We start from the raw sequence: 16,376 nt of genomic DNA on the forward strand, positions 1-16,376 counted from the left end.
CTGCGACCACACGCCCCCCAGACGTGTACGCTACCGGACTGCGCCACACCCCGATTTGGATTCGAAAATACTATTTTCCTGAATAAATCTAAAGCTATAAAGGCTTTTGTTGTTTTTTTCCAATTCTAGGACTTAAATGGATTGAGATATATCTTTTTTAAATTAATTAAGTTCAAAGTCAACTTTAAAGATGACTTTAATCAGCTTTTGAGATTTTATACCAATGTAAATTGAGGTGACATTAAAAATAACTATAATCATGAAAAAGCGCGAACCAGTTAAAGAAATAATGACCAAAGAGGTATTCACTGTTCAGGAAAATGAAAAACTTTCAATAGTGGTGGAAATGTTCAGAAAACATAAAATAAGACATATTCCTGTGCTGTCCGGAAGAAAAATTACTGGTATCATCAGCCGGACTGATATCAACAGACTTACTTTTGGTGCGCTGTTCGAAAATCAGGAAGGGGCTGACGAGGCTGTATTGGAAATCCTAAGCATCAGTCAGGTAATGACTTCCAAACCAAAAGTGGTCTCTGAAGATGATTCTATCAAAGAAATTGCAGAAATATTCGCAAATGAAGAATTTCATGCTTTGCCTGTAGTGGCAGGGGATGAACTGAAAGGAATTGTAACGACAACAGATGTAATCCAATATTTGCTTGATCAGTATTAAGAATTGGATTGGATTTGATCAGAATCCGAAAATTTCGAAAATCTTGGTACCATTGATGCACTTTGGCAAACTTTACAAATGACCGATCTTGAATTGGTTGATTGAGCTTGATTCAAAGCTTCCGGTCCACTGTTGAAAGGACCCAAATACAACCTGTCATGAAATGTTGGAATATTTGGACATTCACGATGATGGATTTCAAAATACCCATCTGAATTCGGATTTGAAGATAAATAATAAAACTTCATTATTAGTACTTTTTTTTATTACCCAAATCTAAAAACTTGAACCTCACTAAAAAATAACCTGATTAGGGTATTTTTGATCTGATTATTGAAAAAAGTATTCCAATTATTGAAATAGTATAATCGATGAAAAAATATTTTAAAATGATTTTCTGATTTCTGATTGCCTCATCGGCATAGAATCTATAGTCTTGAAAATATATTCCCAATCAGGCAATCCTTCCTTATTTAATTTTACACCTCCATCCAATCCTATCAACACCCAATTGCTCTGATTTTTTTCCATCGCAAACTTTTCTTGTAGACTTTCGAGGTAATCACTTTGGAAAACGGCTTCTGAATTTGTGGTGAATTTCTCTCCAATTGATAAAAAAATGATTTTCCTTTCCTTAATTTCAACTTCAAGTGCATTGAGATCAATTTTTATCTCTTGACCTTGGATAGGAAAATATAAAACAATCCTGTTTTTCCACTTCAAATCATCAAGTGTAACACCTTCTTTTTCATTGAAATTTAAAACCATCAAGATTGAGATTAACCAAATCATGACTTTAAAACTCAATACCTAATGCTTTGTTTAAAATTCACATTCTCAGTTTTCAGCTGAAGCCAAGTGAATTGCAGCAGGTTTTTTCCCTTTTTTCAATTCGATCACGGTAATCTCCGGCCAAATCCCTACCCTTCCGGCAAAAGCATGGAATCCAAAACCTCTATTCACATACAAATAGCTCCCGCTTTCTTCAGCCAAACCCGCCCAATTGGGATATCGGTACTGAACAGGACTCCATTTGACCAACTGTGTTTCAATCCCAAACTGCATCCCATGGGTATGTCCCGAAAGCGTCAGATGAACAGGATTTGGATTATTTTTGACCTGGGCATCCCAATGCGAAGGGTCATGCGACAGCAATATTTTAAAATCTTTTTGATCCGTTCCTTTCAGCGCTTTTTGAAGATCACCTTTTTCCTTAAAGCCTACTCCCCAGTTTTCAACACCTGCAAGCACGATGGACTGACCGTCTTTTTCTAGTCGGATATTTTCATCCAAAAGCAAATCGAAACCAAGCTTGGCATGCTGCGCCTTCAGTTTCTCAAAATTTTCAATTTTGGCTTCGGGGCTCGGCCATGAAGAATAATCGCCATAATCATGATTTCCCAAGATTGAAAATTGACCGTATTCAGCTTTTATTTTTCCAAATTCCTTAATCAGAGGTTCTATTTCATCCGCCCTGTGGTTGACAAGGTCACCAGTAAAGACAAATAGATCAGAGTTTTGATCCAACACCATTTGTACACCACTTGCCACCGCTTTGTGATCCTTCAAGCTTCCCGAATGGATATCTGAAATTTGGGTGATGGTAAAGCCATCAAAAGCCTCAGGCAAGTCTTCAAAATACAAGACTTCCTTGTGAACTTTGAAATTGTATTTTCCATACTTAATCCCATACACAAAACTGAACAATGGAACAGAAGCCAACGTCAAGGCCATCACACTCACCCAAACTGTCCTCGATGGAAATGAATAGCCTTTAGCACCATTCAATACAAAAACCGAAATAGCTTGAATATTTCTGAGAATATCCTCACCCAAAAGAACGGCTACTACCACCAATTGCGTTACAATCAAAGTAATAAAGACGCTTGACAAAACCTGTGCTGAGGATGCAAATTCCCCTTTAGAAAATACCTGAAACGATTTGAAAACAAGCCAAGCAGAAAGGATACCCATAAATATCCAATAAAACCATTTGACCAATTGTTGGATTCGGACTAGTTCGATCCCTAAGCTGACTGTTTTGATTGCCTGAAACACATACCAACTCAAAAATAGGATAAGTAGAAAAAGTATTGAAATAAATATAATTGGACCTGATTGACTCATTTTTATGATGATTTACCATGCTTTATACATATTCCTTTATGATTTTGTTCATTTTGGGAAAAAGAAAACTGAGAAAGAAATTAGCTGTTGATTATTCGGTTTATGTATTCTTATTACAAAATGACATTTGCTTTAAAAACGGAAAAATGAGAAATGAGACCCAATACATCACCACTCCCGTTTTCATATTGAAAAAAAATCAAACCACTTCAATCACCACATCAGTAGACAAATGAGATAGGGAAGCACCTCCATAATTTCCCACCACAGGCGAGGCAAACTTTGGATCATAACTGATCCCCAATGGAATATACCGGCTGTCTGCCAAAAGTCCCAAACTAGGGTCCAAGCCAATCCATGATGCTCCTGGAAGGAAAACTTCTACCCATGCATGAAGTTCATGTCCGGCATTAAGCTCAGGATTGAATGCATAGCCACTAACAAACCTACAGGCTAATCCGATACTTCTCAACATGGTCATCAGCATCCATGAAAGGTCACGGCAAGAACCTGTTTTACTTTCAAAAATTTCCACCAAAGGCATAATACCCTCTTCATGACGGATGATATGCTCCCACTTGGAATGGATTTTTGCCAAAAGCAATACCAAAAATCCAACAAGATCGTCCGATTCTTTCATTACTCCTTTGACAAAATCAGAGATTCCGGGGAAGTTCTCTCCTATTGTATAAATCCTTAAATAATCCCTGAATTCCTCGGGATATGGAAATTGATCAAAAGGGAAAACAGGTTGCGGTTGTATAATAAATCCATAAGGATTAAACTCCCCGACTTCTATTTCAAAATCACTTTTGATTTCCAAAAAATCGGTTTCTCCTGTAAACCAAGCCTGAAAGTAAGGATTGTTTTCAAAATTGATCCTCTCATGGATTCCTTGTGGTTTTGGAAAAACAGTCCAATTCGACTTTAAAACCCTGAAATAAAAACGCTGTAAAGGAATCAGATAAAATTCATGGATATTAAGCTGTACTTTCTGATCGTAAGTATATCTTGTTGAATGTCTGATTCTTAACTTCATTTTTTTAATTTCACACAATTTCAAACTCCCTGAAAGCTTTTTGCAAAACTTCCGCCGGTAATACCTTTATTGCTTCCTTTAACCGGTTATTCCAAAAAGCAGAAATATGTTCAAGTTCTTTTTGCTCAAACCTTTTTTCAATAGTATGATAAGTATCATTTTCTAAAATCACAGTATCAATTGGATAATCGACATCATTGGCAGAAATCCTTGTGGCATCAAATGCCAGGAAAGCACATTTCAATGCATAGTCCAAAGATTCTTCATAACCCAAAGAGCGCCTCAGTACAGGGTTTCCTGCGCCGGTATTTCCAATAATCACAAAAGGAGTCCCCCTCCTTATTTCAATCCAATTTCCCTGAGGATAAAGCAGATACAGCTTTGGCACTTTATCATGCTCCAATTGTCCTCCAATTATTGAAAATAAATTGAATTTGAGTCCTGATTCTTCTAAGTACTCTTTATCTTCCTTGGCTACTATTTTTACCTGATTGCCAAATTCATTTACTGCTTTGTAAAGTTTGGTGAAATTTGCGTCTTGATCCTCAATGACTTCTGTAAAATAGGTAATTGCCTTGTCTCTAACGGATCGCAAACCTGAAGTCATGATAAAAAAGGAGTGCTTTTCCCTGTTGACCGTAAATACTTTTTTAGAAGTAGTCGTTTCATTACCGGAGGTGATGCGGGTGTCAGACAGCCCTATCAGGCCATTTTTAGTTTTAATTCCGAGGCAAAAGGTCATTCCTGAATCTGAGTTTGATTGGTAAAGTTATCTTTAATTTGGAAGAAGTTGGTGTTTATTTTATTCGATACATCGTTTATTTTAATCTGGAGCTGATCGAGATATTCGTGTAGACCTATATCGATGATTTCTTGGACGTCAGTAAATTCCAGGTTGGACCTCAATTCTCCGATGGCTTTTTCTGCTGAATTTTTGTAGCCACTTTCTGAATAACCTGAAATTTTGTGGAGACAGTTTTCTGCTTCTTTGATACAATAGAATACAGATCTAGGGAAATATTTATTCAGTATAAGGAATTCCACCACCTTCGAAGGCTCAATATTACCATAGAGTCTTCTGTAGGTGTTGAAGGCAGTGACTGATTTCAACAAAGCAGTCCAATGCAAAAAATCCAAAGGACTACCCACCAAACTTGCTGAGGGAAGGAGGATATGGTATTTGACATCCACAATCCGGCTAGTCTTATCTGCCCGCTCCAAAAACAGCCCTAATTGCCTGAAATACCAGACTTCAGTCCGCGCTACAGTACTGTCCGCTAAGCCATATAGCAAAAGCACCTGATTTTTGACGCTTTCAAAAAAAGCCCTTGGATCTTCCTTATTCCAGTCTTTTTTATCTGCTCTTTTCAATACAAAGTGATACAATTCATTGAGTTTTTCCCAAGTTTCCTTGGTCAGATTTTCACGGATTACCCGGGCGTTTTCCCTGGCAAAAGAGATGGAAGAAATAATGGAATTTGGATTATCTGTGTCAAATGTCAAAAAGTGGATAACATCCTTTCTTTCAAAGTTTTTATGCTTTGTTTGATAAATTTGGTTATCACCTGTCGTAATGACCAAAGGTTCCCACTGCTCTTTTAGATCCGGCGGAAGGTCAAGCATCAGGTTAAAATTCACATCAATAAACCTGGAATAATTTTCGGCTCTTTCGAGGTATCTCCCTAGCCAATATATCGAACTTGCAACTCTACTTAGCATAGTATTTCAATTATATAAAACCCAAGTATCTTTACTTCCCCCACCTTGGGAGCTGTTGACGACCAAAGAACCTTTTTTTAGAGCCACCCTGGTCAATGCACCGGGAATAACCTCGATCTCTTCCCCATACAATATATACGGTCTAAGGTCCACATGCCTTCCTTCCAATCCGGAATCTGTCAAAGTGGGAACAGTAGAAAGGGATAAAGTTGGCTGGGCGATGTAATTGGTGGGATTGTTTTTGACAAGGTCCCTGAATTTGGCATGTTCTTCTTTGGTGGCTTTTGGACCTATCAACATGCCATATCCTCCTGCTGCATTGGTTTCTTTCACGACGAGGTCTTCTATGTTATCCAATACATATTTTCTGTCCTCTTCTTCCCTACATAAGTAAGTAGGCACATTTTCCAAAATCGGATCTTCACCCAAGTAATATTTGATCAATCTTGGAACATAAGCATATACTGCCTTGTCATCCGCCACTCCCGTCCCAGGTGCATTGGCAAGAGCTATATTTCCTGCTTTATAGGCTTCAAAAATCCCAGGAATACCCAACATAGAATGTGGGTTGAAAGTCAATGGATCCAAAAATGTATCGTCAATTCTCCTATACAAAACATCAATCTGTTCTAAGCCTTTTGTGGTCTGCATGTAGACTTTCTTCCCTTTGGTGATCAAATCCACTCCGGATACCAACTCCACGCCCATTTGCAGAGCAAGGTAAGAATGCTCAAAATAAGCCGAATTGTAAATACCTGGAGTCAAAACCCCGACTACAGGCTTTTCTTTATTGGAAATGAATTGTAGCATTTTCAAAAGTTTAACCGGATAATCTGAAACCGGCATCACTCCAAGTTTATTAAAAAGATCCGGATAGGCTCGTTTGATTATTTCACGACTCTCGAGCATGTAAGACACACCTGAAGGGCAACGGAGATTATCCTCCAGAATGTAATAATTCCCATCATTGTTCCTTACAAGATCGGTTCCTGTGATGTGGCACCAAATCCCTTTTGGAGGAGTAAGCCCTTCACAGGGTTTGAGGTAATCTTTGCTTCCTAAAATCAAGTCTTCAGGTACGATCTTGTCTTTGAGTACTTTTCTGTCATTGTAGATATCTTGCAAAAAAAGATTTAATACATGTATCCGTTGCTTTAATCCCGCCTCTATTTTTTTCCATTCCTGATGGGCTATTATCCTTGGAATGATATCCAGATGAAGGATTTTTTCCATTCCTTGGTTGTCATGGTAGACATTAAAAGTCATACCCATTGCCACTTGAGTCTTATTGGCAGAATATTGTAGGTGGGACATTCTTTTTGAGGTGGTTTTCCCCAAAACCTTGAGAAATTCCTGATAATGTGGCCTCACCTGACCCTCTTTGGCAAACATTTCATCAAAATTATCCCCAACTTGGTATTGATTGGTCTCCATAGGCTTGATTTATTGGCTTTAAAAATGATATGGCTTGAATATACCTGTTTTTGAAAAACAAACAAAAAAACGAACTCCGATTCGCCTGTATGTTAAAAATAATCTCTGAACTTTGAGAAATATTCAAAATAAAAAAGCCTTGAACTGATTTCCAATTCAAGGCTTTACATTTTCCATTTTTAAAATCAAGAAATCGTAGATCCTTCTGAGGTCCGAGTATTTGGCTGAAGAAGTCTCAGGCTTCCGTCCCTGTCTTCGGCCATCAATATCATCCCTTCGGAGTCTATCCCCATCATCTTTCTTGGCGCAAGGTTGATCAGCATCGTAACCTGCTTTCCAATCAGATCCTCAGGTTTGAAATGCTCGGCCACGCCACTCAATACAGTTTTCACTCCCAAACCGGTATCCACGGTCAACTTGAGGAGTTTTTTGGATTTTGGCATGGGTTCTGCCGTAAGGACTTTTACCACCCTCATGTCAAGTTTGGCAAAATCCTCATAGGTGATGATATCTTTCATAGGTTCTGCTACGGCGTTAGAAATTTCATTTTGCTTTTTAGTATCCAAAAGTTTTTGGATTTGAGCCTCTACAGTGGCATCCTCGATTTTGTCAAACAACAAAGCTGCTTCAAAAATCTGTTGGCCTGTTGCTAGCAATTCGTGGCTACCTGCGTCCGACCATTTCAATCCCTGCAACCCAAACATGGCAAATATCTTGGCTGAGGTGAAAGGCAAAAACGGTTCGCCAACTATAGCAAGATTTGCAGCAAAGTTGAGTGCAATATTGAGGATTGTCCCTGTTCTCTCTTTGTCATCTTTGATGGTTTTCCAAGGTTCTGTCTCTGCAAGATATTTGTTTCCCGTTCGGGCAAAGTCCATAACAAAGGAAAGGGCCTCACGGAAACGGTACTTTTCTATAGAGGAAGAAATTTTTTCGGGGAAGGCTTTCAAAGCTTCCAAAGCATCCTTGTCCAGGTCATTCAATGTTCCCAATGCGGGTACATTTCCCTCAAAAAACTTATGGGTCAAAACCACCGCCCTGTTCACAAAATTGCCATAAATGGCGACAAGTTCTGAGTTGTTTCGGGATTGGAAATCTTTCCAGGTGAAATCATTGTCTTTGGTTTCAGGTGCATTTGCTGTCAAAACATAACGCAAGACATCCTGTTTGTCCGGAAATTGCTCCAGATACTCATGCAGCCAAACTGCCCAATTGCGGGAAGTGGAGATTTTATCTCCTTCAAGGTTCAAAAATTCATTGGCAGGCACATTATTCGGAAGCACATAGCCTCCGTGGGTCTTGAGGATTGCAGGAAAAACAATACAATGGAATACGATATTGTCCTTGCCGATGAAATGGACCAGTTTGGTACCATCTGATTTCCAATAAGGTTCCCAATCAATTCCTTTTTCTGCGGCCCATTCTTTGGTACTAGAGATATAGCCTATCGGTGCATCAAACCAAACATAAAGAACCTTCCCCTCCGCTCCTTCTACTGGGACAGGAATGCCCCAATCCATGTCTCTTGTCATTGACCTTGCCTGCAAACCATCACCTGTTTCCAACCATGAGCGGCATTGTCCGAGCACATTGTTTTTCCAGTCATGCGCATGCTCGACCAAAATCCAGTTTTTGAGGAAATCGGTATATTTTGCCAAGTCTAGAAACCAATGTTTGGTTGCCTTCAAAACAGGAGTATTTCCTGATAGCTTGGATTTCGGGTTGATCAAATCCGTTGGGCTGAGAGAGGAACCGCATCTTTCACATTGGTCGCCATAGGCATGTTCATTTCCACATTTGGGGCAAGTGCCTTCTATATATCTATCAGCCAAAAACTGTCCCGCTTCTTCGTCAAAATACTGCTCGGTAGTCTGTTCCAAAAATTCTCCTTTGTCATACAGGTCCCTAAAGAATCCTGAAGCAGTCTCATGGTGGATTTTGGCAGAAGTCCTGGAATAGTGGTCAAAACTTATCCCAAACTCCTGAAAGCTTTTCTTCATCAGCTCATGGTATCTGTCCACGACTTCTTGTGGACTTATTCCTTCTTTCCTTGCTTTGATGGTGATGGCAACGCCATGTTCATCAGACCCACCGACAAAAGCCACATCGCGGCCTTGTGACCGTAGGTATCTCACATAGATGTCTGCAGGAATATAGCATCCTGCCAAGTGACCGATGTGTAATGGACCGTTGGCATAAGGCAATGCCGCTGTAACTGTATATCTTTTGAAATCGCTTTTTTTCATAAGCCGCAAAGATAGAAATTAGAATGGAAAGCGAGAATTGGAAATTGATTTCAAATTAAGGCCATTTCTTTGCGGGCATCGTCTGTAAGGATCCCGGTGTAAATAATCTGAATGGCTTGATCGTAGATTTCCGCTGGACTTAGGTTAAAGCTTGCCCGCATTTCCTCCGGAAACTGACTTAAAAATTTGTGGTCAATCAGATTTTGTATCGCAGAAGTATAAATGAAAACAATGAAGGAAACATTTACATAAGGAAGCACATAACCTTTTTCAATACCTTCCTGAATCAGTTTTTGGAATCTCAAATACCCCGATTCTCTGATATAGGCTAACAAATCCTCCCAGATAGAAGGGGCGTGGTCTCGGAGCTCATCCAATATTTTGGGGTTAATAGTGGAAATATCCGAAGCCACAGTAGTCAGTAGAGACTTCAGCTTGACCGTATATGGTATCAATTTATTATCCAACAAAGTTGCAACTTTGATCGAAAGCCTGGTTTTAAGGATGTCAAAAGTGGCAGCAAGGAGCTCCAATTTACCCGGGAAATATTTGTAAAGTGTCTTCTTACTCATTCCCAATTCATGGGCTATTTCATCCATGGTAGTGTTCTTATAGCCCTGCTTGATAAAGTATTGGTAGGCCACTTCAAGGATTTTGTTTTCTGTATCTGATTTCTTGCTCATGTATTGGAATAGACGCGCAAATATAGGAATTCCCCTTTATTTTTGCCCCATGGTGTAAAATGTCAATTCCGCCCAAAAGAATCCTTGGTGTTTCTTCTCACAAAAGTTATTTTTGGAATCTTTAGCTAATAATTTTCATTCCAAAACCACCATGAACCCAACTGAGGCCAAAGCTCGGATTGCTGAACTCACCAAGCAAATCAATTACCATAACAATCTTTATTATCAGGAGGACAGGACAGAAATCACTGACTTTGAATTTGACAGGTTATTGGAAGAATTGGTCAAATTGGAAAAAGAATTTCCTGAATTCCTTGAATCCGAAAGCCCAAGCCAAAGGGTTGGAGGTACCATTACCAAAGAATTTGAAACTGCCGAACATGGCTACCGAATGCTTTCATTGGGAAATACCTATTCGGAAGAAGACCTCTTGGCATTTGACGAAAGGGTTGCCAAAGGACTCGGACACCGTGATTATGAGTATTTCTGCGAACTGAAATTTGACGGAGTTGCAATCAGCTTGGTATATGAAAACGGTCATCTCGTACGTGCGGTAACCCGCGGGGATGGAACCCGAGGCGATGTGGTCACTGAAAACATCAAAACCATCAGGAATATTCCTTTAGGGATCCTTGGAGAAAATATCCCTAGCCGATTTGAGGTACGGGGAGAGGTTTTTTTACCCAAAAAAGAATTTGAAAAAATCAATGCGGAAAGGGAAATCGCAGGAGAATCCTTACTCGCAAATCCAAGAAATGCAGCTTCAGGAACAGTAAAGATGCAGGACAGTGCTGTAGTCGCAAAAAGAAGACTCAACTGTTATTTCTACCAATTATTGGGTGATGATATCGGAGTCACCAAACACGACGAAGCCATTGCCTTGATCGAAAAATGGGGTTTCAATGTCTCCCCTACCCATCATAAATACCAAGACATTCAAGGTGTCCTTACTTTCATTGATTCTTGGAAGGAAAAGCGCTTTTCACTTCCATTGGATACTGACGGTGTCGTTTTGAAGATCAACGACTACGACCAAAGGGAGGAATTGGGATTCACAGCGAAGATCCCGAGATGGGCAATAGCTTATAAATACCAGGCAGAAAGTGCCGCAACCAGGTTGCTTTCCATCTCCTACCAAGTGGGTCGAACAGGTGCCATCACACCCGTTGCCAACCTAGCCCCTGTCCACCTTGCAGGAACTACCGTCAAAAGAGCTTCCCTTCATAATGCGAATGAAATCCTTCGCTTAGGCCTTCATGAAGGCGATATGGTACAGGTTGAAAAAGGTGGAGAAATCATTCCGAAAATAACCGAGGTGGTTTTAGAGAAAAGAATTACCGGATCAAAACCCATTCAATACATAGACCATTGCCCGGAATGTGGAACCAAACTTGAAAGGAAAGAAAGCGAAGCCAAGCATTTCTGTCCCAATACCAAAGGTTGCGCGCCACAGATTCTTGGAAGGATAGAGCATTTTGTACACAAAAGAGCGATGGATATCGACTCCTTGGGTACGGAGAGGATCAGGACCTTGATAGACCAAGGTTTTATAAAAAATCCTGCAGATATCTATGAACTTGAAGCACAGCAGGAAAACCTCCTTGGATTGGAAATGAGTCAGGACCAGTATCAAAAAACCGATGATGGTCTTCTTTATATTTCTTTGCCTAAAGCATTTTTTGCTCTTACGGAAGGTATTTCATTGACCGCAATACAAAGTTTCTGCGAAAGTCAGACTGAAAAACCATTGCTCAATGTTTTGCAAAATTTTCAGGCATTTATCAAAAACAGTAAAAAGAAAACCGCGCAGAATGTCGGAACGATCCAACTCCTTGAGAATCTTTTGATGACATCCTCTTTTCCGGTTTTGGAGGAATATGTACCTGTTGCTTTGGTTTTGAGCCTTTTGATTGGCAATAAGTCTACATTGTCGGAAATTTCCAAAGCTGCTTACCATGAAAATACAGTCCATGGAATCCTCTTAAAAATGAAGCTGGAACTTATTCCCGAACAGGAAGACCGAATCAAAAAACTCAAGGCCAATACATTTCAGGAAGGTGTGATCAGCAATATGATCGAAGGCATCACTGCCTCCAAGAACCAATCTTTTGAAAGGGTATTGTTTGCACTTGGCATCCGCAATATCGGGGAGAACACTGCACAAATTCTTGCAAAACATTTCAAGAATATCGAGGCCTTGATAGCTGCAGGTTCCGGACAATTATTGGAAATCAATGGTGTAGGAGAAACCTTAGTCATCAGTATCCAAGATTACTTCAGAGACCCCGAAAATCTGGTTTTGATCCAAAGGTTGAAAGCCAATGGCCTGAAGTTTGAAGTCGAGGAAAGTACGACAGCATTGCAAAGCAACAGATTGGAAGGGATGAAAATCTTAGCTTCCGGAAGACTCAACCATTTCAAAAGAGACGAAATCATTGATTTTATTGAAGCCAATGGAGGTCAATACCTGAAGTCTGTCTCAAAGGGGCTTGATTTTATCATCGAAGGGGAAGAAATGGGGCCGAGCAAAAAAGAAAAGGCAGAAAAATTGGGCATCAAATTGATCTCAGAAGAAGAATTCATGACTATGATAGAAAAACCCATCGAACCATGAAATGGATTAAGGACAAAATGATCGTTTGGCAATTGGAAAAAGCCATCAAAACGAAAAAAGAAACCGATGTTTCTTTTCCTACTAATCCAAAACGTGTGGGAATTCTAGCCTCAAATAAAGAAGAGTTTATAGAGGCAAAAGAGATTCTAAGGAAGATCTGGGGTTTCCATATCAGGATCATTGGCGGATATTTCTCTGAAGAGGATTCCGATGTAGAAGCCATTTCTCCTGTTCATTTTTCAAATTGGGGTTTGCCTACGGATTACTTCAATGAGTTTTTGGAAGAAAAACTCGATTTTATTTTAGTGCCGACTTTACACCTTAGCCCATATTTGCGTTATTTGCTGCTTGCAAACAAAAGCAGGTTCAAAATGGGCTTTTTCTCTAAAGAAAACAGCATTTTTTTGGACTTTATGATAAAACAAGAAGGCGAAAAACTTAGCCCTAACCTGGAAAAGCTGATGGCTTATTTCAAAAAAATAAAAGAAAAATGTTGAAATTTCATGGCACAGGAGTAGCCTTAATCACTCCTTTTTCTGAAGATGGATCAATTGATTTTGCAGGATTACAAAATGTAATCAACCATGTCATCGATGGAGGTGTGGATTACTTGGTAGTATGCGGGACCACCGGTGAAAGTGCTACCTTATCCAAATCGGAAAAAAAACAGGTTTTGAAAGCTGCCTTGGAATTTAATGCAGGAAGAATTCCTGTGGTGTACGGCATCGGGGGGAACAATACTGCAGGGGTATTGGAAGAAATCGGGGAAACAGATTTTAATGGAATTGATGCCATATTATCTGTCAGTCCTTATTACAACAAGCCAACCCAAGCAGGGATAATTGCACATTATACCGCCATAGCTGATGCTTGCCCTGTTCCGGTGATTTTATACAATGTTCCCGGTAGAACCATGTCCAATGTGACATTCCAAACGACAATACTCCTAGCCAATCATCCAAATATCATCGGAATGAAAGAAGCTAGCGGTGATCTTTCCCAATGTATGAGGATCGCTGCAAGGATGCCAAAGGATTTCCTTTTGATCTCGGGAGATGATATCCTGACGCCGTCCATGCGGGTCATTGGCGGACAGGGTGTGATTTCTGTTTTGGCAAATGCCTATCCTTCGCTTTTCAAAACAATATGTCATGGAAACCTTGAAGATGCAAAAGAAGCTGCTTTCAAACTATTGGATATCAACCCTATGATGTATGAGGAAGCCAATCCCGTAGGACTGAAGTTCCTCATGAGCCATCTCGGAATCTGCGGGGAAACTGTAAGGCTTCCATTAGTCAAAGCCACTGAAAGCCTTAAAGAGCGGATTTTGAAAAATTTGGTAAACTAATTAGTTGGGCATTTCTTTATAATCTTGCCTCTACCCTACTTTTTGATTAATTTCAGACATGCAGCAGTCCATTTCCCTTTTAGCCCTCAACCAACTGATCCGTGAAACACTTGATGTCCATCTGGAATCAGCCTACTGGGTGGTGGCAGAAATCGGTGAACTCAAACAGGCTGGCCAAGGACATGCATACCTTGACCTTGTAGAAAAACAGGGAAATCAGATTGCTGCCAAAATGCGCGCCAATATCTGGGCCTATTCCTACAGAACGATTGCAGGAAGGTTTCAAGCCACTACCGGGCAATCACTCCGTGCCGGCATGAAAATCTTGGCTCAAGTGACAGTTACATTTCATGAACTTTACGGTATCAGCCTCAACATCAAAGACATTGATCCTAACTTCACTTTGGGAGAAAGGGCGAGGATCAGGCAAGAAATCATTGACCGCCTGTCCCGAGAGGGAATGATGGATTTGAATAAAAGATTTGCGCTTCCGACTGTTCCGCAAAAAATCGCTGTCATCAGTTCTGTAACCGCTGCCGGATATGGAGATTTTGCAAATCAGATTGATCACAACAGATTTGGATATAGGGTTGTACATAAGCTATACCAAGCTACTCTGCAAGGAACAGATGCCGCAGCAACAATGGTGGCTGCTTTTCAAAAAATTGAGGCAGATCAAGGTAAAGAACGATTTGACGTCATAGTTTTGATCCGCGGGGGTGGTGCGCAACTGGATCTGGATTGTTTTGACGATTATGGTCTTGCATTAGCCATTGCCAAATCTCCGCTTCCTGTATTGACAGGAATAGGCCATGAAAGGGACGAAACCATTGCCGATTTGGTATCCCATACCAAAATGAAAACCCCTACAGCAGTTGCCGAATTTATTCTTTCCGGTTTCAGAGATTTTGAAGACAGACTCAATCTCTGGACAAAAAACCTGAGCAGATTTGCAGGACAGATGCTACTTCAGGAAGAAAGAAAGATGGTGGATCTCGAGAACAGGTTGAAAAATCTTGTCAAATTCAATTTGGGAAAAAATGCTGAAAGGCTGATATTCTTTCAAAACAGGATTCAATCTTCTTATCAAAACCAAATCAAAATCAGTACCTTATCCCTGACTAACTTAAGTCAAAATTTAAACAAATCATGGAAAGTTTTTCTTGAAAAGGAAAACAAAAAACTTGAATTATTAGAAAAAGATCTGACAAGATCCGACCCCAACACTTTTTTTGAAAAAGGATATACCAGGTCAGAAATAAATGGAATCCCTATCCATAAAACAATACCTCAAAAGGGTCAGGAATTACAAACATTTTCAAAAAACAAGGTACTATCAAGTACCATCAACGAAATCAAAGACTATGGAAAATAAACCGATGAGTTATGATCAAGCCATCAACCGAATCGAGGAAATTGTATCGATTCTCGAAAGTGGAGAAAAAGGAATGGACGAATTGTCAGACTTGGTGAAAGAGGCGGCTACCCTTGTCAAGAATTGCAAAAAGAAGTTGAAATCGACCGAATCAGAAATTTCCAAGGCTTTGGAAGAAGAATAATATCGGATTCAATTGTAGGAATATTTTTTCATTTCATATGTTGATTCCAAATTTACCCTAAGATTGAGAAAAAGTGAATCCCTTACAAAACCTTTAGGTATTTCCTCTCAATATTCACAAGTAGATTTTGGTTGATGCCGGGAATCCTGATGATAAAGTAATCTTTGTTGCCCTTATTTACACATTCTCCTTTCATATTCTGTAGCGGGCCTCCCAAAATTTCCACTTGCTCCCCTGCTTCAATATCAGATCCGTCCGTCTCCACGGCCACTCCTGTATCAAGGATTCTTTTGATGGTAGCTATTTCCTCTTCTCTGACTGTGGCATGTTCCCCCGAAAAATTGACAAACTTCACCGCTCCCGGTACCTGAAGAGATTCCCATAATTTTGGTTTGGAAGTTTTGACAAAAACATAGCCGTTGAATAGCGCCTTTTGGACTTTTTTCTTCCTGTCACTCCATTGCCTCAATTCTTCGATGATAGGCAAATAGACTTCAATACCCATTTCATCCAATCTTTTGGCTACTTTTTTCTCCGATCTTGAGGTTGTGTATAAAACAAACCACTGCAATTCCGACATATAAAAATCATTTAATCGTTGCAAAAATAAGGATTTTAAGCTCTTTCAAGGCATCGCTTTTTCAAAAAACAAAAAACCCCCGGAATATGACTCCGAGGGTTTTAACATTTAAAAACCACCAACCTTTATTTAATCATGTTATTTCAATCTTCGAATCAACATGTTTAATTTATCTGCCAATAAATACATGACAGGTACGACTACTAACGTCAAGAAGGTCGCAAAGGTTAGACCAAATATTACAGTCCAGGCCATCGGTCCCCAAAATGCCGCATTATCTCCCCCTACATAGAATTGAGGATCAAAAGAACTCAATAGTGTACCAAAATTAATGTTCATTCCTATAGCCAA

At 39.8% G+C, this 16,376-nt stretch carries 16 protein-coding genes; 6 read left to right on the top strand and 10 right to left on the bottom strand.

All coding sequences use genetic code 11. The features are described 5' to 3' along the window. Positions 1-259 precede the first annotated feature (259 nt). On the top strand, positions 260-676 hold the full coding sequence (locus tag ACZFYI_RS05290; protein WP_462523077.1) for a CBS domain-containing protein: 417 nt from the start codon (positions 260-262) through the stop codon (positions 674-676). 384 nt (positions 677-1,060) lie between these two features. Here ACZFYI_RS05290 and ACZFYI_RS05295 read toward each other — a convergent pair whose 3' ends face one another. The 8 genes from ACZFYI_RS05295 to ACZFYI_RS05330 all read right to left on the bottom strand — a co-directional run bounded on the left by ACZFYI_RS05295 (position 1,061) and on the right by ACZFYI_RS05330 (position 9,924). Then, complete coding sequence (locus ACZFYI_RS05295) at positions 1,061-1,444, bottom strand: DUF4174 domain-containing protein (protein WP_462523078.1); 384 nt, start codon at positions 1,442-1,444, stop codon at positions 1,061-1,063. Positions 1,445-1,513: 69 nt separating this feature from the next. Further along, positions 1,514-2,803: a metallophosphoesterase gene (locus tag ACZFYI_RS05300; RefSeq protein WP_462523079.1), complete on the bottom strand. Its 1,290-nt coding sequence runs from the start codon at positions 2,801-2,803 to the stop codon at positions 1,514-1,516. A 199-nt stretch (positions 2,804-3,002) separates the two neighbouring features. Beyond that, entirely contained in the window at positions 3,003-3,842 is an 840-nt protein-coding gene (locus ACZFYI_RS05305; RefSeq protein ID WP_462523080.1) for a transglutaminase family protein, read from the bottom strand. 10 nt (positions 3,843-3,852) lie between these two features. Then, positions 3,853-4,584 (bottom strand): peptidase, encoded by a 732-nt coding sequence (locus tag ACZFYI_RS05310; protein WP_462523081.1) that lies wholly within the window; start codon positions 4,582-4,584, stop codon positions 3,853-3,855. Then, on the bottom strand, positions 4,581-5,561 hold the full coding sequence (locus ACZFYI_RS05315; protein WP_462523082.1) for an alpha-E domain-containing protein: 981 nt from the start codon (positions 5,559-5,561) through the stop codon (positions 4,581-4,583). The genes ACZFYI_RS05310 and ACZFYI_RS05315 overlap by 4 nt, the downstream gene beginning before the upstream one ends. Before the next feature lie 6 nt (positions 5,562-5,567). Then, complete coding sequence (locus tag ACZFYI_RS05320) at positions 5,568-6,995, bottom strand: circularly permuted type 2 ATP-grasp protein (protein WP_462523083.1); 1,428 nt, start codon at positions 6,993-6,995, stop codon at positions 5,568-5,570. A 185-nt stretch (positions 6,996-7,180) separates the two neighbouring features. Continuing rightward, positions 7,181-9,241, bottom strand: a complete 2,061-nt coding sequence (metG, locus tag ACZFYI_RS05325) for a methionine--tRNA ligase (RefSeq protein ID WP_462523084.1) — start codon at positions 9,239-9,241, stop codon at positions 7,181-7,183. A 50-nt stretch (positions 9,242-9,291) separates the two neighbouring features. Further along, positions 9,292-9,924 (bottom strand): TetR/AcrR family transcriptional regulator, encoded by a 633-nt coding sequence (locus tag ACZFYI_RS05330; RefSeq protein ID WP_462523085.1) that lies wholly within the window; start codon positions 9,922-9,924, stop codon positions 9,292-9,294. A 151-nt stretch (positions 9,925-10,075) separates the two neighbouring features. Here ACZFYI_RS05330 and ligA point away from each other — a divergent pair, with 151 nt between their 5' ends. From ligA to xseB, 5 genes are read left to right on the top strand one after another with little or no spacing between them, the layout of a single operon-like run. After that, positions 10,076-12,538 (top strand): NAD-dependent DNA ligase LigA, encoded by a 2,463-nt coding sequence (ligA, locus tag ACZFYI_RS05335; RefSeq protein ID WP_462523086.1) that lies wholly within the window; start codon positions 10,076-10,078, stop codon positions 12,536-12,538. Next, a complete protein-coding gene (locus tag ACZFYI_RS05340; protein ID WP_462523087.1) occupies positions 12,535-13,035 on the top strand; it encodes a DUF6913 domain-containing protein in 501 nt (166 codons plus the stop codon). The genes ligA and ACZFYI_RS05340 overlap by 4 nt, the downstream gene beginning before the upstream one ends. Continuing rightward, complete coding sequence (gene dapA / locus ACZFYI_RS05345; RefSeq protein WP_462523088.1) at positions 13,029-13,886, top strand: 4-hydroxy-tetrahydrodipicolinate synthase; 858 nt, start codon at positions 13,029-13,031, stop codon at positions 13,884-13,886. The genes ACZFYI_RS05340 and dapA overlap by 7 nt, the downstream gene beginning before the upstream one ends. A gap of 58 nt (positions 13,887-13,944) precedes the next feature. Beyond that, complete coding sequence (gene xseA, locus ACZFYI_RS05350) at positions 13,945-15,261, top strand: exodeoxyribonuclease VII large subunit (protein ID WP_462523089.1); 1,317 nt, start codon at positions 13,945-13,947, stop codon at positions 15,259-15,261. Next, positions 15,251-15,445, top strand: coding sequence for an exodeoxyribonuclease VII small subunit (gene xseB, locus ACZFYI_RS05355; protein ID WP_462523090.1), 195 nt, complete (start codon positions 15,251-15,253; stop codon positions 15,443-15,445). Before xseA ends, xseB begins: the two co-directional genes overlap by 11 nt. A gap of 82 nt (positions 15,446-15,527) precedes the next feature. Here xseB and ACZFYI_RS05360 read toward each other — a convergent pair whose 3' ends face one another. Continuing rightward, complete coding sequence (locus ACZFYI_RS05360) at positions 15,528-16,025, bottom strand: UpxY family transcription antiterminator (protein WP_462523091.1); 498 nt, start codon at positions 16,023-16,025, stop codon at positions 15,528-15,530. A gap of 138 nt (positions 16,026-16,163) precedes the next feature. Beyond that, positions 16,164-16,376 (bottom strand): hypothetical protein (locus tag ACZFYI_RS05365; protein ID WP_462523092.1); only part of this gene is annotated, 213 nt, incomplete at its 5' end.

Source organism: Aquiflexum sp. (assembly GCF_977115555.1).